At 66.5% G+C, this 19081-nt stretch carries 12 protein-coding genes; 3 read left to right on the top strand and 9 right to left on the bottom strand.

From position 1 onward, the window contains the following. Positions 1-45 precede the first annotated feature (45 nt). The 6 genes from AC16DP_RS20490 to AC16DP_RS20465 all read right to left on the bottom strand — a co-directional run bounded on the left by AC16DP_RS20490 (position 46) and on the right by AC16DP_RS20465 (position 6718). A complete protein-coding gene (locus AC16DP_RS20490; RefSeq protein ID WP_329734978.1) occupies positions 46-1422 on the bottom strand; it encodes a pyridoxal-phosphate dependent enzyme in 1377 nt (458 codons plus the stop codon). A gap of 76 nt (positions 1423-1498) precedes the next feature. Continuing rightward, the gene (locus AC16DP_RS20485) at positions 1499-2518 is read right to left on the bottom strand and encodes a type VI immunity family protein (protein WP_329734977.1); all 1020 of its coding nucleotides are present in this window, start codon (positions 2516-2518) and stop codon (positions 1499-1501) included. Positions 2519-2526: 8 nt separating this feature from the next. After that, the gene (locus AC16DP_RS20480; RefSeq protein ID WP_329734976.1) at positions 2527-3306 is read right to left on the bottom strand and encodes a hypothetical protein; all 780 of its coding nucleotides are present in this window, start codon (positions 3304-3306) and stop codon (positions 2527-2529) included. Then, complete coding sequence (locus tag AC16DP_RS20475) at positions 3299-4693, bottom strand: adenylosuccinate synthetase (protein WP_329734975.1); 1395 nt, start codon at positions 4691-4693, stop codon at positions 3299-3301. The genes AC16DP_RS20480 and AC16DP_RS20475 overlap by 8 nt, the downstream gene beginning before the upstream one ends. Further along, positions 4690-5664 (bottom strand): VWA domain-containing protein, encoded by a 975-nt coding sequence (locus AC16DP_RS20470; RefSeq protein WP_329734974.1) that lies wholly within the window; start codon positions 5662-5664, stop codon positions 4690-4692. The genes AC16DP_RS20475 and AC16DP_RS20470 overlap by 4 nt, the downstream gene beginning before the upstream one ends. A gap of 37 nt (positions 5665-5701) precedes the next feature. After that, positions 5702-6718 (bottom strand): serine/threonine-protein kinase, encoded by a 1017-nt coding sequence (locus AC16DP_RS20465; protein WP_329734973.1) that lies wholly within the window; start codon positions 6716-6718, stop codon positions 5702-5704. A 67-nt stretch (positions 6719-6785) separates the two neighbouring features. Between AC16DP_RS20465 and AC16DP_RS20460 the strand changes: the two genes are divergently transcribed. The 3 genes from AC16DP_RS20460 to AC16DP_RS20450 all read left to right on the top strand — a co-directional run bounded on the left by AC16DP_RS20460 (position 6786) and on the right by AC16DP_RS20450 (position 11377). Continuing rightward, the gene (locus tag AC16DP_RS20460; RefSeq protein ID WP_329734972.1) at positions 6786-8819 is read left to right on the top strand and encodes a sulfatase family protein; all 2034 of its coding nucleotides are present in this window, start codon (positions 6786-6788) and stop codon (positions 8817-8819) included. Positions 8820-8947: 128 nt separating this feature from the next. After that, a complete protein-coding gene (locus AC16DP_RS20455; protein WP_329734971.1) occupies positions 8948-10105 on the top strand; it encodes an acyltransferase family protein in 1158 nt (385 codons plus the stop codon). Between the two features lie 78 nt (positions 10106-10183). Then, positions 10184-11377: a cytochrome P450 gene (locus AC16DP_RS20450; RefSeq protein WP_329734970.1), complete on the top strand. Its 1194-nt coding sequence runs from the start codon at positions 10184-10186 to the stop codon at positions 11375-11377. 7 nt (positions 11378-11384) lie between these two features. Here AC16DP_RS20450 and AC16DP_RS20445 read toward each other — a convergent pair whose 3' ends face one another. The 3 genes from AC16DP_RS20445 to AC16DP_RS20435 all read right to left on the bottom strand — a co-directional run bounded on the left by AC16DP_RS20445 (position 11385) and on the right by AC16DP_RS20435 (position 19026). Next, complete coding sequence (locus AC16DP_RS20445) at positions 11385-12305, bottom strand: transporter (RefSeq protein WP_329734969.1); 921 nt, start codon at positions 12303-12305, stop codon at positions 11385-11387. 335 nt (positions 12306-12640) lie between these two features. Next, entirely contained in the window at positions 12641-14128 is a 1488-nt protein-coding gene (locus AC16DP_RS20440; RefSeq protein WP_329734968.1) for a hypothetical protein, read from the bottom strand. Continuing rightward, positions 14125-19026: an NACHT domain-containing protein gene (locus tag AC16DP_RS20435; RefSeq protein ID WP_329734967.1), complete on the bottom strand. Its 4902-nt coding sequence runs from the start codon at positions 19024-19026 to the stop codon at positions 14125-14127. Before AC16DP_RS20435 ends, AC16DP_RS20440 begins: the two co-directional genes overlap by 4 nt. Between the last annotated feature and the right edge of the window lie 55 nt (positions 19027-19081).

Raw genomic sequence — 19081 nt, 5'->3', positions numbered from 1 at the left:
GCCGCCAGGGTTTACGCCCTGTACGAGGTACCTCGTACGGCCCGCTCAGCGCAGCTTGCGCCGCAGGTGGTTGAGCAGATCGATGCGGGTGATGAGGCCGATGAACTCCTCGCCCTCCACGACGATGGGCACGAAGCCCTTGTCGAGCATCGGGAGCAGCTCGCGCACCGGGGTGCGGACATCCACGGTCTGCAGGCGCGTGGTCATGATGTCGCGCACCGGCAGGCGCAGGCGCGTCTCGTCGTCGATGGCCGCGAGCAGCAGGTCCGACTCGTCGATCATCCCCACCACCTTGTTGCCCTCGAGCACCGGCAGCTGGGAGACCTCGTAGAGCTTCATGCGCCCGTAGGCGACGAGCAGCGTGTCGTTGGGGGACAGGGTGACGACGGCGCGCTCGGCGTAGCGGCGGGTGATGACGTCGCGCAGGTCGCCGTGGGCCTGGCGGGGCAGGAAGCCCTGGTCCGCCATCCAGAAGTCATTGAACATCTTGGACAGGTACTTGTTGCCGCTGTCACAGACGAAGGTGCACACGCGCTTGGGCGTGGTCTGCTCGCGGCAGTAGCGCAGCGCCGCGGCGATGAGCGTGCCGGAGGACGAGCCCGCGAGGATGCCGGCCTTCTTGAGCAGCAGGCGCGCCGTCTCGAGGCTCTCCTTGTCGGAGATGGTGTAGGCCTTCTTCACGCGGGTGAGGTCCGCGTTGGGCGGGAGGAAGTCCTCGCCGATGCCCTCGACGACCCAGGAGCCGGCCTTGCCCATCCTGCCCGTCTGCACGTACTCGGCGAGCACGGAGCCCTCGGGGTCGGCGAGCACCATCTCGCACTCGGGAATCGCCTTGGCGAAGTAGCGCGAGAGGCCACCCAGGGTGCCTCCGGAGCCGACGCCGCACACCATCGCATCCAGACGGTTGCCGAGCTGGGCGGCGATCTCCGGGCCGGTGCTGGTCTCGTGGGCCAGGGGGTTGGCGGGGTTGGCGAACTGGTTGACGTAGAAGCCTCCCAGCTCGCGGGCGATGCGCTCGGCCATGTCCTGGTAGTAGTCCGGGTGGCCCTTCTCCACGTCCGAGCGGGTCATGACCACCTCGGCGCCGAGCGCCTTGAGGTGGAGCACCTTCTCCTGGCTCATCTTGTCTGGAATCACCAGGGTGAGCCGGTAGCCCTTCTGGGCGGCGACGAGCGCGAGGCCCAGGCCGGTGTTGCCAGCGGTGGCCTCGACGAGGTGCTTCTGGTGGGGACCGAGCTGGCCGGCCTGCTCGGCGGCGGAAACCATCGACAGGCCGATGCGGTCCTTGATGGAGCCGCCGGGGTTGTGGCTCTCCAGCTTGAGGTAGAGCTCACACGGGCCGGTGTCGAGCTGGGTCACCCTCACCATGGGGGTGTTGCCGATGAGGCCGATCAGGTCGGTGGGAAGAGGTGCGGAGCGCATGGCGGCGCACTGTACACGAGCGCGAGCGCTCCCTGGTGCTCACGGGCGCCGCCGTTGTGCTGCGCACACCCATCGCTCAGTCGAGGAACCGGCGCCACCAGCGGCGCCACTCTTGTTCATCAGCGGATTTGCCCTGGTCGCCGAGGTAGCCCCAGGGAAATGGCTCCTGCCAGGGCTCCAAGACTCGTGCGAGCTCGCGATAGGCGGGGAGCGGCTGACCGTGAGCCGTGTCTCCTGCTTCAGGCTCTGGCCCCAGCAGCACGAGGATACGCTCGCTGTCCAACGCCTGCACCTCCGTGGAAGGGGAGTGGAGCCGGGCGCGGAGGCCCGAGGCTCCTCCCAGCCCACCCAGCACTGGCTCTCCGAGGAAATTCATCCAGTGGACGCCATCCACCTTCACGCCCAGCTCGTCGCGAATGCCGGCGTCGCGAACATCGAAGCCAGGGTGGCGGAAGAGCAGAGGGCGCAGGGTGTCGAGCCGGCCGAGCCTGGGATAAGCGACGTCCAGCGCGAGCCCGGCATGTCCGGAGGCGAAGGGAAGGAGAGAGGCCAGCTCGAGGGCGAGCTCCCGTATGGCGCTGGCACCGCGCTCCTTGAGGTACTCCGTGGGCAGGGTGACACGGAGGACGCTTGCTCTATCGGGTGAGGCCTGCCGCGAGGGAACGCGGGCGTGGTACTCGAAGGAGAAGCCGCTGTCTTGCGTGCCGTAGATGCCGAAGTAGGGGTCCGCACCATCCTTCAAGGCCTGGGAGACCTCGTCGCGCGTGTAATCCTCCGCGTATCGGTGCTCCTTTGGGTTCAGGGTGGCTCGAATGAGTTCCCAGCCTCCGTCATCGAGCCCGCTGGGTTCCCAATCACAGCAGGTGTATTGCGAGAGAGCAGCCGGGTAGGCGCTGACCGCATGCAGGTAGCTGTCGAGCGCGTGGGACACCCCAGCGGCGATGTCGAAGTGGTCGCGGGGCACGAAGAAGACGGCGCGCACGACATCCCGGGCGATGAGGCGGTTCCAATGGCTCGTGACGTCCCCTGTCTCGGGAGCCCAGGACGTGTAGGGGATGGGCCCAGGGATTCGGACTCGCGGACGGATGGAGGTCATGGGCTCATCTACTGGCGAACGATCGCACGCTGAGGAGTGATGAGCGCGGGAAGGCACTCACCGCCAAGGCGTGCATAGGACGTCATTTGTGCCACGACTTCAGCGGTCCATGGATTGGAACCCACGTCGTAGCCGCAGGGGAACTTGAGATCGTAGATGCACTGAACCCGGGTGATGTTCCGGGTGAAGTGGATGACGATGTCGGGTTGCAACGAGCCGTCCCACCTGTCAGTCAGCAGTACCTCTTTGGTGAGCTCGTCTTTCCGAAGACGTGGCTCGATGGAGACGTTGTCGGGGAACTTTTCCGAGAGCCGGCGTTGAATGCACTCGAAGGCGGCGGCGTGCTTGAGCTTTCCGAGATGCCTGCGCCAGGTGGGGGCGAGCTTCTCCCTGACGGTGGGTTGTTTGCCGCACTCGGAATCAGGCAGGGAGCGCCCCTTTCCGAAGAGCTCATCATCCACCTTCGTATTGGCCTCCTTGACGCACGCGACCAGGATCTCCTCGACGGCTTTCTTCTGGGTTTCGTCGAGGAACTTGCTCACGGTGATGAAGCCCTGAAGGGCCTCGGTGGCTTGAATGACTGTCTCGAGCACCTGTCCAGCCCGGACCGCACCCGGAGCGATGATCTCCCCGGTACTCGCATTGATCGGAGCGCCACAGGCCGCGCCACATGATTGGTTGAACTGGGGGCGCGCGCCAGCGTGCTGCCCGCCCCAAGAGAGATGGGGTTGCGCATGTGCGGCCGGATGCGCGAACAGAACAGCGAGAACGATGATCGCTTTATTCATAGGTGGTAGCGCGCTGGCTTCGAAACGAGACGTCACTGGCGCGAGGTCCGTGTGACACGAGATCCACGGTCCTGCCTAGCAGCCGTTCGAGGTGCTCCAGGACCGCGTCGTCGTTCGCTGTACACTCCTCGAGAGAAGGCGTCACGTGCCCCAGCCACCTGGCCAGCCGCTCCTGCCTGTCGAGTGATGGCGTCGTGGCAACGGCCAGCCGCGTGACGAGACCGGCCTCGCTCCGGTGCGCGATGAACTCGGAGTCTCCGCGCATCGGCTCCCGCTGGTAGCCGGCACAGACCTTCCAGGTGCGCAGCTGCTTCAACAGGTCCAGGTGCGTGATGGCCAGCGCATCCACTCCACCCACCACATCGAGCGCGTACCGGGCCAGCACCGCGTCGAACCAGCCGTAGCGGACGTTCCCCTGCCACGCGTTGTGGGTGTTGTGCTCGGACATCACGGGCCGCAGGAGCTCCGTCTCCGTTGGCAATGGCCCCGCGCCATGCCGGGCCATGTGGCTGCGCAACACGCCGATCCGTTCCACCTCGGCATCCAGTCCACTCTCGGCGATCAGTGCCAACGCGTTCGCGGCGGTGCAGTCCGACCACGTCGTGAACGGATGGAAGCCGTGCCACTCGTCGAGCAGCACCCCCTGCGCTCCCTCGAACACCGTGGCCGGGGACTCCGCCATCCAGGCGCCCAGCAGCGAATCGGGCACCACCGCGCCGAGCTTCACCAGGTGCGTCGCCTGTTCGAGCCACGCCTCGATGACGCCCTCGTGCTCGAAGATGGCGCGCTCGTGTCCGGCCGGGCCTCCCGCGGGAATCACATCCCACAGCGCACGCAATTCCTCGTACTTGCGCTCACGGATGCGCTGGAGCTTCCTCCGCGCCCGTGCCGCATCGCGCAGGTCCCCGGCGAGCACGGTCTCCTCCGGATGCTCCAGCGCATCCTGGACCGTCTCCCCAACGCCGACACCGCAGCTGCCGTGCCGCGACTCACCCCGAGCCAGCTCGCGCAGGCGGTTGGCCGATTGGTGGAAGGGCGTGATGACGCGTGCGCGCTCGCTGATGCGGATGCGCGAGAACACATCCCCCACGCCCTGGGTGCGCAGGGCCTCGCCCTCCACGAGCAGGGCCGTGGGGTGGATGACGACGTACCTCGACAGGAACGTCCGGACACCTGGAACGAACGTCCCCGCACCGAACTGCGCGAAGGTGTGGTGCCGGCCCTCGGGCGTGACCACGTTGTGTCCCGCCTGCGCGCCGCCGTTGTACCGCACCACGACGGACGCTCCCGTCCGCCGCACCAGGAAGTCGGTCAGCAGCCCCTTCCCGCAGTCACCGAAACCCAGGTCGATGACGATGGAGGCTCGCCGTCCACCCGGCGTCTTCATTTGAAGACGTTATGGATGAGCTTCTGCAGGCCTCCTCCCTCCGACGGAGCGCCGGACAGGGCAGGGCCTCCGGTGCGTCCGAGCGCCTCCGCCAGGGGCGTCAGTGCCCGGACGGTCGCCGCCAGCCGATCGCCGGGCACGTTCGCGTCCCTCAGCACGCGGCTCAGTCCGTCCACGTCCTTCACCAGCCCCTCGTAGAGGCAGACGGCTCCCGCCGTCACGAAGCAGATGTCCTGCGGCGACTCCATGCACAACACATGGTCTCCCAGCAGGTCCCTCCACCGCCGCTCGCACTTGTTGCGGCGCTCCAGGTCCGGGATGACGAAGAACGGCACGAACGTCTTCTGCAGCTCGGCGACGATCTCCTCGGTCTTCAAGTCGTCGTCCAGCCTGTCCCCGATGATCCCGTCCACGATGTGCTTGGACAGGCTCGGATAGGGCAGCTCGTCACCCGTCATGAAGAGGTAGCCCTTCTTCTTCCGCTTCACCCAGCAGTCCATCTCCGTGTGCTGGGCCAGGAAGTACAGGCCGAGCTCATACGTCTCGTGACCCGTCCCTCCGCCGCCTCCCTCCAGGAAGCTCCACGTCAGCCACTGGTCCATCAGCTCGGCGGTGGACTCGAACTGGCCCACCTGCAGCGGCGCGCTGTCGCTCGTCGCATCCCCCACGGCCATGAAGAGCAGCTGGGGATCCGGCACATGGCAGTCCGTGAGCACCTTCATGAACTTCGGCAGCAGCTGCGTGGCCAGCAGCTTGGGAATCGTCCCCATCGAGCCCGTGACATCCAGCGCGAAGACGATGCCCAGCGAGTTGGGATGCTCGGCGCTGTCGCGGCTCTCCCGGAGGCGGACGCCCTTCGGGTTCATCAGCGCGTGGCAGGACTTCTGCTGGAAGACCTGCTGCGCCGGAAGCCGGGCGCGTCCGCGAAGGAGGGCCTCGTGTGCCTCGCTGCTGTAATTGCCGTGTCCCATCGTCAGTGCTCCTTCGTCTCCGCGAGCGGCCTCGCCCTCACGGCATCACGAGCGGGTGGAAGCTCGGGCGGCCAAAGACCGCGTGTCCCACTTCACCAACGCGCTCGCGAAGTGTCCAGGCGTCCTCCCTCGTTTCGACCCCGTCCCCCGCGGCGACCTGCCGGATGAGCGCCGCCAGTGCTCCTGGCACCGAGCCCGGCACCGAGCCTCGTGAAGGGTCACCCCCGAGGACCGCGGCGATGCAGCGCGCGCTCATCTTCAGGTCGGCCGCGGGCGTGAGCGTCTCCGAGCGCAAGAATTCCGCGGGGTAGTAGTCCTTGAAGCGGGTGCAGAGGGCGCGCAGGGGCGCCCCCACGCGGTCCGCGCAGCTGAAGCCCACGAGCCGCACCCCATGCTCGCCGTGCTCGACGACCAGGTGCTGCGGGAGCACCGCGCCGTGCACGACTCCCGAGCTGTGGAGGAACGAGAGCGTCTCGAGAATCCGGCGCCACATCCACACGGACACGCGCGGGTCGACGCCTCCCGGGTACACGTTGCGCACGGCCTCGAAGGTGTGGACGAAGCCCGCATGCCACCGCAGGGCCATGGCGCGCGAGCCGGTGTGCGGCCCATCGCGCAGCACGCCCCGGGCCACCGGCTGCGGAAGCCGGGTGGTGAAGGTCGCGGCCCCGGCCGCGGTGCTGCGCTGGAGCTCCTGAAGGATGTCCCACTCGTGGTCGAAGAGCGGCGCGTCCTCCGGGTCGCGCAGCACCTTCAGGAGCACTCGCTCGGTGGGCCAGCGGGCTCTCTGTGCGACATAGACGGTCGAGAGCTCACCCCGTGCGAGGAGCTGTCCGGGCGCCCAGTGGCCATCGCCGAGGGTCCACCAGGCCGGGTAGCCGTGGTTGGACGGCTGGTTCCACGCCTGGAAGGCTTCCCGGAAGCGCGCGGCGGAGACGGCCGTGGGGTCCACCTGCACCGTGGCCCCGCAGAACGAGCAGACGGCCGAGCGGGCCAGGCGAGCAGGCGCGATGGGCGCATTGCACTGCGGGCACTTGAGGACTCGCTCGGTCATGGGCGCGGATGGTATCCGACGAGACCCCAGGTGATACTGTTCTGGTTTCCACGTGATGCCGACCCCCATGCTTTTCGCAGCCGAGAGGCCCTCCCGCGCGGTGTGGTGTACGCGCTCGTTCCAGGTGGGAGCGGGGTTGGGGCTGGTCCTGGCGGTGCTGGGGCAGGGAGTCGTTGCGTGGTCGGGCCAGGAAGCTCGAGCCGCGGCCGTGCTGGTGTCCACGGGCGTCTTCGCGCTGGTGGGCCTGCTGGGCGCGGCGCTCACGGCTCCATGGATTCACCTGCGGGGAGGCCGCCCGTTGGCCGCGGGGCTCGTGACGGCGGGGCTCACGCTCACCGCCGCGCACCACGTGATGGCCACGGGCGTGCGCATCCTGTCGGGCGCGCTGCCGACGTTCTCCGGCCTGGAGATGTTCCTCGCCAGCCCCTCGCAGTTCTTCCACGCCGCGCTGGTGGGGCACCGGACCGAGATCTTCTCCCTCGGCGCGTCCGCCCTCGTGTTGGCGGCGTTGCTGTTCCTGCTCCTCGTCCGCCCCTCCGCGAAGCAGCGGCCGTACCCGCTGGCGCTGCTCGCGGCCGTGGGCCTGGGAGGCAGCGCCGCCGTGTTCGTGCTCGCCACCACGCCGGGCTTCCGGTCCGTGGGGGACGCCTGCCCCGAGTTGACGCTGCTGAGCTCGCTCGGGGATGACTCCGGGGACGCGGGGATTTCCGCGCGGAGGGATGCGCGGCCTCCTCCGTCCGTGCCGCCCGGTCCGCCGCTCTCCGCGGGTGAGGCGTGGCTCGCGTCCGCCCGGGAGTGGAAGGGACCCCGGCCCAACGTCCTCCTCATCCTCCTGGAGTCCGTGCCGGCCCAACACCTGGGCTACGCCGGCTACTCGCGGGCCGCCACGCCCAACATCGATCGCCTCGCCAGCCGGAGCCTGCGCTTCCGCCACGTGTGGAGCACCGCCCCCGCGTCCGCCTACGCGCAGATGGCGCTGCTGTCCTCGCTGCTGCCGCGCCGCCGGCCGTGGTTGGAGCAGTACGAGCAGATCAACTACCCGCGGATGCTCTTCCACGACGTCTTCCACACGCTCGGCTACGACACCGCCACCGTCTCCAGCCAGAACGAGAACTGGCAGGGCATGCGCCGCTTCCAGAACACGGGGACGCCCACCTTCTACCGGGACTCCAACGACCATCCCGGCCCGCACATGGGCGAGGGCGAGGAGCGCAAGCTCCCGGACCACCTCACCGTGGATGTCTTCCTCGAGTGGCTGCGCAAGCAGTCGAAGGCGCCGTGGGCCGCGTACGTGAACTTCCAGCGGACCCACTTCCCGTACGCGCTTCCGCCGGGCTTCACCGGACGCCACCAGCCCTCCGAGCCCAACCCGGGCACCTTCGGCTTCCTGCACTACCCGCGCGAGGAGCTGGAGGTGGTGCTCAACCGCTACGACAACGCCCTGGAGTACGTGGACGCGCAGGTGGGCCGGCTGCTGAGCCACCTCGAGGCCAGCGGCCAGTGGGAGGACACGCTCATCATCCTCTCCTCGGACCACGGAGAGCATTTCTACGAGGGCGGCCGCGTCACCCATGGCAAGTCCCTGACGGACATCCAGCTGCGCGTGCCGCTGCTCATCCACTGGCCCCGGCGCATCGCGAGCCGCGACGTGGACGTGCCGCTCTCCCAGCTGGATGTCCTGCCCACGGTGCTGGAGCTGCTCGGCCTCGCGCCGCACCCGTCCTTCCAGGGGCGGCCGCTGACGGAGCTGGAGCGTCCGGGCGCCCCGCACCCGGCCATCTTCTTCACCCTGCATGGGCTGCGGCTCGGGGATGGGGTGGTGTGCTGGCCGTGGAAGCTCACGCTGGACCGCTCGTCCCAGCACTACGAGCTCTACAACCTCCAGGAGGACCCGGGCGAGGCGCGCGACCTCTACTCCCCGGAGGCCCCCATTCCGGCCGCGCTGCTCCAGGTGCTGACGGCCCAGCTCGAGGCCCAGCTGCAGTACCACTCCCCCCAGGGCGCCCGGAACGAGCGTTACGCGCCGCGTCAGGTGTCCTGCCCGGACTGGAGCACCTTCGCTCCCGGGCCCCGGCTCCAGGTGGGCGCCTCGAAGCCCTGAGGGGGCCGGTGCAACAGGCCTGTCACGAAATGTACACCTGTTGAAATTTCGTGGTTTGGGTTCAACATTTATTCTTTCACAATCTGGTAACGCTGCTAAACATGGAGTCCCAACGAAACGGGAACTCCATGCCAAACGCCCATGACGCCTTCCTGAAGAGCCGCTTCTTCGCCGGACTGGACGGACTGCGGTGCCTGAGCATCGTGGCGGTGGTGGCCTACCACGTGGCGGGCAGCCATCAGGGCCTGGTGGGGCGGGGGTACCTGGGCGTCTCGCTCTTCTTCGCCATCAGCGGGTTCCTCATCACCACGCTGCTGCTGCGCGAGCGGGACAAGGCGGGGCACATCTCGCTGCGAGGCTTCTTCGCCCGGCGCGCGCTGCGCATCTTCCCGCTGTACTACACGGTGCTCGGCCTGTACGCGGCGCTGGTGTTCGTGTCGGAGAAGGACGCGGTGGTGCGCGGGGACTTCTTCGCCAACCTGCCGGCCTTCCTCACGTACACGTCCAACTGGTTCGTCCCGCCGGCCGCGGACAAGCGCGTCATCTTCTACTTCGCCTGGTCGCTGGCCACCGAGGAGCAGTTCTACCTGGTGTGGCCGCTGGTGATGGCCCTGTCGCGGCGCACGTGGACGCCGGTGCTCTTCATGGGCGGACTGCTCGCGGTGTCGGTGGGCGCGCCGTGGGCCGTGTCCGCGGGGCTGCTGGACGCGAGCCACCTGGGCGGGCGCGTGCTCACCAGCGTCTCGGCGTCCATCTGCCTGGGGTGCCTGGCCGCGCACCTGACGCACTCGCCCAAGGGCTTCGCCTGGGTGTCCCGGGTGCTGGGCCGGGCGTGGAGCGTGCCGCTCATGGCGGTGGCGCTGGCCGGCGTGGTGGTGTGGCACGAGGCGCCGAACTGGCTCGTCTCGCTGGTGATGACGGCGCTGGTGGTGGCCACCTGCATCCGCGAGCAGCATCCGCTGGCGCCGGTGCTGGGCCACGCGTGGGTGCGCTACGTGGGCACGGTCAGCTACGGCGTCTACCTGCTGCACATGCTCACCCTCAACGTGGTGCGCAAGGCGCTGCCGGGGCAGCACGTGGCCGTCTACTTCGTGCTGACGCTGGCGGCGAGCGTGGTGGCCGCCACGCTGAGCCACCGCTACTTCGAGAGCTGGTTCATCAAGCTCAAGGGCCGCTTCGACTGGCGCGAGGGCTCGCAGCAGGCTCCGGAGCCGCGCCGTGTCCGGGCGCAGCAGCCGGCCACGGCCGAGCCCGGCCCGATGGTGGGCGTGGGCGTCGAGGCCTGAGGGCCGCCGGGGCTGGAGCCCCCGGCCTCGCTCCCGTAGCATGCCGTGCACTCCCCGAGACAAAGGTGGAATGACGGCATGAGCGGGCGCTTGAATCTGGTGCTTCCCGAGGTCCTGGCCAATCCCTATCCGCACTTCGCGCGGCTGCGGCGGGACTCGCCCGTGTGCCAGGTGGACCCGGGCGGGCTGTGGGCCGTCACGCGCTACGCGGACGTGATGCACGTCCTGAAGAATCCCCAGGTCTTCTCCTCGGCGGGGCTCCAGCGCTCCATGTTGCCGCCCTGGCTGGACCACAACCCCATCGCCCACTCCCTGCTGGTGATGGATGAGCCCCAGCACGGGCGGGCCCGGACGCTCGTCAGCCGCGCCTTCGGCACGTCCATGCTCACCCGGCTCGAGCCGATGCTCCGCGCCACCGCCGGGCAGCTCGTCGACGCCATGCTGGCCCAGCGCACGGTGGACTTCCTTCCCGCGCTGGCCCTGCCGCTGCCCGCCGCCGCCATCGGCCTGCTGCTGGGGTTGGACCCCTCGCTCTTCCCGCGCTTCAAGCGTTGGTCCGATGACCTCGGGGCCGTCAGCGCCACCGCCGAGTCCGACCACGAGGGCCAGAAGCGCATCCGCCACACCATCCAGGAGATGGAGCACGACATGCGCGAGGTGGTGGCGGAGCGCCGCCGCGAGCCTCGCGAGGACCTGGTGAGTGCGCTGCTCCAGGCCCGGGTGGACGGCGAGGCGCTCAGCGACGCGGAGCTGATGGCCTTCCTGTTCCTGTTGCTGGTGGCCGGTTTCGAGACGACGGTGAACCTGCTGGGCAATGGCGCCGTGTTGCTGGCGGACCAACCGGGGCTGCTGGAGCGCCTGCGCGCCGAGCCGGCCCTGGTGCCCGCGTTCATCGAGGAGGTGCTGCGCTACGAGTCACCCGCGCAGTCCACCTTCCGGCTGACGCTGGAGGAGGTGGAGCTGGGCGGCGTGCGGCTGCCCCAGCATTCCGTGCTCATCCTCCTCCTGGGCGCGGCCAGCCGGGACGAGGCGTATGTCCCCGACCCGGAGCGGTTCATCCTGGAGCGTCCGCAGCGGGGCAATCTGGCCTTTGGTCATGGAATCCACTTCTGCCTGGGCGCGGCCCTGACGCGGATGGAGGCGCGCGTGGCGCTGGAGGCCCTGCTGCCTCGCATCCAGCGCCTGTCGCGTGGGCCGGAGCCGCTGCAATGGACTCCCTCCATCCAGCTGCGGGGGCTCTCGCGGCTGCCCGTGGAGCTGACTCCGGCCTGAGCCCGGCTCAGCGCTTGCGCGTCGAGGGCTTCTTCTTCTTCGGCGTGGGCTTCTTGTCGTCGTCATCGTCCTCGGGCAGGCGCGGGCCCGAGGCGAGGTCGAACTCGTAGGTGCCGCCAATCAGCGCGCGGAAGCGGTAGATGTTGGAGAGGTCCGGCGTCACCGCGATGCCGGCGACCGCTTCCAGCACCAGTCCCGGGAAGACCTCGCGGCGCACCACGGGGATGATCTCCACCTGGTTGGCGTTGTTCGTCCACACCGGGGTGATGGCGGGCTCGAAGTAGATGCGGCCGATGACCTCCAGGCCCACCAGGGTGAAGTTGTCGATGTTGTACGTGCCCGCCAGGCCCAACTGCACGGCATCCGGCACGTCGAAGTCCGCCAGCGCGCCCCGGTCCCGCGTGCCCTGGTGGAGGTAGCTGCCATTGAGCATGAAGCGCAGATCCTTGCTCACCCGCAGCTCGCCGACGAGCGTGCCCTCGTAGTCCCAGGTGCCATCGGACAGGTTGGGGGGGATGGCGTCCTGGTTGCTGGGACCGGTGGGGAAGGTGACGCGCGCGTAGGCCGCGAGGGCGAAGGGGCGCGTCTCCAGGAACGTCCACTGCAGGCCGAGGGGAATGTCACCGAAGGCCAGCTGGAAGTCGTTGTCGCCGGGCAGGCCGAGCCCGAGCAGCTCGAAATAGACGTTGGCCTCGAGGTTGTCGAGGATGCCCCAGCGGATGCTCGGGGAGAGCTGCTGGTAGGGGAGGGAGCGCTCGGACTCGAGGTTGAAGAAGCCCTGGTAGCGCAGGCCGAGCTCCAGGTTCCCGCTCCGCGTCGTCTCGGCGGTGCGGGTCACCATGGCCCGGTAGGGTTTGGCCTCCACGGGGGAGGCGAGGAGGAATACGGCGGCGGCGGCGAGGGAGAAGGTCGGAAGCCGGGCATTCATGCGGCGGGACACTAATCCCCCGGGCATGGATTGTGTCCACCCATCACTATGAATTGGCCATGGATGGATGTGGGGGAATTGGCGCGCTGCACCCTCCGGCCGCGAACTGTTACATTTGGTCTGACTGTCGGACCAGTTGCTCGTGTTCGCGCCCGGAAGTAGTCCTTCTATTCGCTCTGCGACGATGTCAAAGAACTTCGTGGACATTCCATCAGTCCGACGTGGACAGGAACTATATCCGGGGGTTTAGAGCGTGTTAGCCGTCGACTGAGCCCATGCTCAAGCGGTGTCTCCATGCGACTCCTTACAGCTGAGCGCTTTCGAGCCCGAGGGACTCACGTTCCGCAGGGAAGCCGGTTCAGCTCTGTGGTTTCCCAGCAGACCTCGTGGAAGATGCACGTTCGACAGCACAGGTGCGACTCGAGCTGGAGCACTTGGCAGCGCGAGCGCCGGAGGTCCAGGAGATCGGCGTGTTGGCAGTTTTGTGGATCCCCCGAGAGCGTGAAGCTGTCGGCGACGTGTTCGAACCGCCCGTCGCTGCCCGCGAAGCCGCGCTTCTTAGCGATCGGAAAGTTGTGGAAATCGCATTCCGGTCCCTTTGGGGGAGCCGCCTTGTAGAACCAGCCTTGGCCGGTGATGACGAGGAACTCGTGCTGTGTGTTGTGCTCTCCCGTTTGTCGTACCAGTTGTGGTCGGACTGGCGCCGCCGGGGCGAGCGCATCTGTCGACCCGGGCTCCGGCGCAAATGCCGACCCGAACTCCGGCTCCCGAATGTTGATGGGGAAGTGGACGGCCGACGACATCTCTAGATCGAGTCGGTTGAAAGCGTTCAGCACGCGTTGTTGGAATCGTTCGCCTTTCGCCGTGAGATCAGCAGTAAATGTGCCGAGCTGACTAGCGTCGCGCGGCTCGATGGCCGGGTTCGCGTTGTAGTCGACCACCGCGAATGCGCGACCGCCGCTGAGCAGCACGATCGCCGGATAGACGGCGCGCAGTGGGAATTCACTGCGCCTGCTGCCTGTCATGCTGGTTGCCACCACCACGCCTCTATAGGCTTTGCTCAGGGCAGTGGGATTAAGGATCTGCAGTGCCTCTCCCAGGTTCATTGTAAGTGGGAGTGTGTTGATGAGTCGGCGACGGGCTAGGAGCTTGTGGATTTCGCCGTGCCGCTCGACGATCTCTTCTGGCGAGACGAAGCAGTGAATTTCGCTCCAATCTGGTGCCCCACCATCAATGAATGCTGCTGAGGGATTCCTGAAGATGATGAGCCAGCGACCGGCCGTGATCACCACGCGCTTGAGAGTTGCGCGTTCTGCCTCGCCAAACGAGGTCACATAGGAGCGAAGGTCCTTAAGCCAATCGACCCATTGCGCCAGAATTCCGGGGTTATCACCGGTCTTCAGCTTGCCGAGCGCCTCGCTGATCAGCAGCGGCATCCGTGAGGCGCTGACGTTGTCCTCTCGCGGCGGTCGAGCGCTCACGGAGTCCGCGCCCTTCGCCTCCACGAGAAGGGTCGGCGCGCCGCGTTGGCTGACACCTAGGTAGTCGAAATAGAGTCGATCCCCATTCTCGGCCCAGCTTCTGGCTTCTTCCGTCACCTTGTTGGGATCGTCCGGATTCCAGTCGAGGGCGCGCAACATCGGATCGATCAGGAATCGCCGTGTTCGGCGTTCAAGTAGCGCCTCGCCATCGCCCGGCACAATCAGCTTGTCCGACAGGGCAGTTGTCGCCTGCTGCCGAATTACCGCCTCTTGGGCCTTGAACTGGGTGAAGGCCGTACGAAGCGCATCTCCAAAAGCAGCGATTCTGCTCTCCTCGCTCATCGCAGCAAGTCCGGCAATTCGAAGAGTACCTTCATCGCCTCAGGCCAACCTACGGACGAGAACAGTTCCAGGACTGCAACCAGGGTTTGACGGCGCGCGGCATCTTCGAAAATCTCACGGTAGTCGGCTAGGTAGAGACGGATCAATTTCACCAAGCTGTCCAGCCCGAGAGCTTCGAACTGGTATCCGTCTGCTGCGGCTGGCCCGAGCAGGAGCTTTGCGACCCGGTCGAACACCCCGGGAGGGTCGCCGTCCACGAGATACGCGAGCAACTCAAGGAGATTGTGGACCGTGCGGGCTTGGGCATGGGCAGCGATCGCGTCAAGAGTCGCGGAATGGTCGGCTAGGAAGCGCCGCTTGGCTGCAGAAGTTGAAAGACCAATCTTGGTTTCGCGGTTTCCTGGCGAGCGAAACGCGCCTGAGCCGAAATAGAATTGACTGCAGACTTCGTAGATCACGCGGTCGCCAGCCTCATAGAGGGGGCGCCAAGTCTCAATTGCTTCCTGTGAGGGGGCTCCGAGCAGATGGGGGTGGGCCTCATCCAAGGCGCGGACTGCTGCGCTAACCACGAGATCGAGCAGCTTTCGCGCTCGCGATGCCATCTCAAGCTGGTCAGGCTTCGGCTCGTTCAAGTACGAGAAGAAGAACACTTCTCGCAGGTCATGCAGCATCGGGGCGATATGAGCCTTGCCACGGCGCAAGTCAGAGGCCCAGTGCTCAATCCACTTCCAAGCGCGAACCTCGCCGAGGGCCACGTATAGGAAGGCCACCAAGTGCGCGAATGCATCGCCGTCGGGATGATGGCTTGAACTTTGCGCATCCCTGCGCAAGGCCCAATCGCGTTGCAGCACCCGGTCGAGGAATTCTGCGCACCGCTCGGGCTCGGCGCGCGACAGTGCCCGCAGCGATCCAGCGACGAAGAAGCGGAGCACTCCCCAGTGCGTCTCGTGGTCGGCTACATCGGCCACCAGAGTCCACATTCGCTCTCTAGCGACCTTCCATAGGACGTTCAGTGACTTCGTGACCTGAAGCCGTACCGTGGGGGCGGGATCGCGCAGGCATACTGCCATCCGGTTGACGATGTCGGGCCGCTCTCCGGCGAACCTCGGCGCGAGGGCTACGAGGCTCAATGCCGCATAGACGCGAACATCCCAGTTACCCCAAGCCATTTGCTCTGGCGGAGTGTCCGTACGCTCGGGATAGGGACTCGCCGACAGGCGATCTATCAAGGCGAGCAGAGGATCAAGTTCCGGTAACCCCTTGGCTCCTGGCGAATAGGCGATGCTCTTGGCGAGCCGCTCCACCCCGTTGCTGACCGCTCCCCAGCTTGAATGAACGAGCCTGGGATGAGGCTCCTGGGCCGCCCCTTTGTCGAGGAGCACGACAACGTCCAAGATGTCGGCCCAGAGCCGCGCAAGGAAGACGGCGTCGGCGTCTTGCTCGTTCTGCTTCAGGTGGTCCTCAAGCTGGCGGCTGGCCGCGCGGATTTCGCGGTCAGGGCTTCGCTCAAGGTCCGCACCCTCGCTTCGCAGCAGGCTTTCCACGATATCATCCGGCGAGGCTTTCCATCCGCCCTCTATGCTCAGGCGCGGCGGATTTCCCCTAAGTTCGTTCAACGCCGCAAGCTCGGAGCGACGCGTGCGCATCTCGGGCGTGACGAGTAGGTTCTCAGGCACGATCGCCAGGAATCGTTTGAGGACTAGGTCCCAACAGTTTGCTTCCGGCTCGCTTGGGAAGAGGTCTCGCGCCAAAGCCACAGTCTCGAAGGCCGAGCGGCTTTCTGGTGTCTGCCGTGGATAGGCTGCGGAGAGGAAGCTCACGGCGTCGCGATACAGACCCTCGAGCGCCGTAAAGTGCGGCTCTGCTGCCAACGGCCAGAGCATGTCATCAGCAACCTCGGGGCGTTCAGCGGCCACGCCGAACAGGCGGGCCCACACCGCCGCGTTCGTGGGAAGCTTGAGGGCAGCCATCACCGCCTCGCGGAAGGCTTCCCGAGGGCAGGTGCGGAGAAAGGTTACGAAGGTGCTCAGGGGCTCTTCTTCGTGGGTGCTCTCCCTTCGCCAATCCTGGAGCGATAGGATATCGTCGAAGACTTGGATGTCTTTTTCGCCTATCCTCAATCGCGTGAGCTTCTGCGGACTGCTGAGGCCGCGCCGCTTTGCGGCGTCAATCCCCTGAACGGTGCCGATCACCGCTGCAGTGGCGGCCATCGGGGCGGTTTTCAGGAACGACCCGAGCGCCTTATTCAAACGCCAGCGGGCGTGCTGGTAGTCCTGCCGACGGGTAGACGTCATCGCCAAAATCCGGCTGGGTGAGCCGCCCATCCAGGTCATCGCGTCGTCTGTCACATCGCGCCCGAATAGTGTCGCGTAGATCCGGGCGACGAAGACCGGGTCGTGCGGGATGATCGATGTGACGCCTTCTGCCAGCCAGGGCGCTTCCTCCGAGGCGTGCTTCTCGAAGCGGTCGTCCAGTATGCGACCGAGGAGTGCGCGAGAGGCGTCGGGATCCGTTCCATAGGATCTTGCAACGAAGCGGATGCCCGCTGTGGTTAGGGCCGGGTGCTCTGGGGAGAGTGACCATGCAGTGTTCAAGAGAGTCCGCGCAGCGTCGCCGAATGTGTTCAAGACCTTCGGAGCCGAGAGGTCGGATCGTTCCGCGAGAGTCATCAGCAGCACTCGGGATGCATCCGCCAACCGACCAACTTTGACCACCGCAGCGACGCGTGCGACGCGCGCCCATGCTTCGGCCGCAGACGATAGGAGACCGCCATGCTCGCCAGCCGCCATTCCGACGAACCGTGACAATTGGCCCACGAGTTGGCCGACGGCCTCTGATCTCTGCTCGGACTCAATGAGGGTGCAGAGGGCATCGACGTCCGATGGTGTGGCGACGCGCTCTGCAGCGGTTCTGATGGCGATGCTCAGCACTACTGGATCCGGGGCGGACACCCCGGCGAGGTCCGTCAGGAAGCGCCAGGTTTTCGGCCGTCCCTCCTTATCTGCCTCCCACACCTCCTCAAGCGCGAACCGCAGTGCGGGTCCAAGCATGAGCCCGAGTGTAGGATCTTGGGTGACTTGCGTGCGCAGTGCCCCGGGATCGTCACCCGAAAGATAGAAGCGAGCGGCTATGTGATCGAAGAGTACATGGTGGGCGAAGGCCACGCGGTCGCCCGCCGATGTGAGCACCCCGGCTTGGCGCACCTCGTCCACCGCATCGTTCTCGATATCGGTCGCGCGGACGGTGAGCTGTCGGCGCTGGACCATGGCGGATACTGCCGCCTTCACGGCAAGGCGAAGGCGTTGGCTTGGGAGCCGGATGTCCTCGTACAGGCCGATGAGCTCCGATTGAGTGGCTACGGTGCGGATGGACTGTGGGTTTTCACCCGCGCTAAGAAGCTCGGCGGCCAGCGAGAGATTGAAGATGTTGCGGAGCAGGTCGCTCAGAATGTCTGGCGCCGACGCCTCCAATTCGCGGAGCATTGGTGACGCTGCGGCCACTGCCGCCAACTCGCCGCTGGAGAGCCGTGGCACGTGGAAATGCCGGACGCCTCCCTGGTCCTGCTCGGCGAAACTCGGGTTGGGAGGCAGGCCGGGCATGATCTCGCGGAATCGGCGGCCGTTACGAAGGTCGAAGCTACGGATAGACGCGACGATAGACCAGCGTGCTCCCAGCTTCTGGACAGCCTCTTCGATGAACGACGCGATGAGCGCTTCGGATGGCCCCCCCCTTGAGGCATCAAGGGCGTCCACAATCAGCAATCCAGGGTCGGTGCCAGGCCATGCGCCCAGGACCTCCAGCGGATCGTGGTCCAGTTTGAGTTCGCTGCGGAAGTCGCTCCGCGTGCGGAAGCCGGAGAATCGCTCAACGGACAGAAAGAGGACCGGCCCCGGCGCTTTTCCCATCTGCTCCGCAAGCCTCAGCAGTACACCGGTCTTTCCGGCCCCAGGCTCACCGGTGACGAGTAGACTTCCGCTCTCAGCCGCTGCTCGGAGGGGGGCGAGACAATCCCTTGGAATTTCGATTCCGCCATCGATTGGCAAGCTCATGTGCTTGCTCAGGCGCCTCTGTTCCTCACGTGAATAGGCGAGGAGTATCTCTATGTCCTTGTCGAATCCTGGGGCGGAAATGTCGACGTGCCCCGCCGCTCGAAGCCCTCGTAGCACGCCAGCACGATCGACGGGGGCGCCCGTGCGAATGAACTGACGGCTGAGCCCGAGGAGGGTCGCCATCGGCGCTTCGCCGGCGCCGTCGGAGCCATAAAGGCTTCGGCCAAGGATGTGTACTCCGGTGCGCCATGCCTCGCTCGTCGCGTCCTCGGGAAACCGCCGGATCTGGAACAGGCGCGCGAGCGATACGAGGTCCTCCGCCTCAAGCGGCGCGTTTACATGGGTAGGCCAAGCTGCTTGGACGTGGGTTTCGAATAGGGTCAGGGCATCGCGCCCTTCAGCCGTCGCTCGGGCGATCACGTCACCCCAGGCGCCGCCATGGTCGAAGAGGCGGCAAGCCGCATTCAACTTATCGAGCGTGCGAGGCGCGTCTTCGGCGACGGCGAGCAACGCCCGGACTTGGCCTGTGGGCGACGGACTCCTCTTTTTTTGACGCACGTACAGGTCGACGACCTGGTCAAGCCCCTTCGCCAGAGCTGGCCGGTCCGGCCGTGTCTTGCACTGCACGTAGAGCGCCCCGCCGCCTTCGAGCCGCACGACGAGGTCGTCGATAGCGTCCCCGGTCTCGCATTGGAAGCCGGAAATCTTCAGGTCCGCCGTCAGACCGAAGGCCGAACCGATGGGGACGTCGGCGAGCATCTGGACGGCGAACCAAGTTGTGACGGCTGCTTGGAAGGCCATGCCCGATTCGGTAGCGCGGCCGCCGGCAGCGGTGGAGTTCTCGTTCATATGGTGGACTGACGAGTATAGGCCCGATGGGCGGCCTTTACGTATAGCAGGCACA

The sequence above is a fragment of the Archangium sp. genome (genome assembly GCF_057119385.1).
The sequence above is the reverse complement of the archived record's forward strand: the minus strand, read 5'-3'. Positions and strand labels throughout refer to the sequence as shown.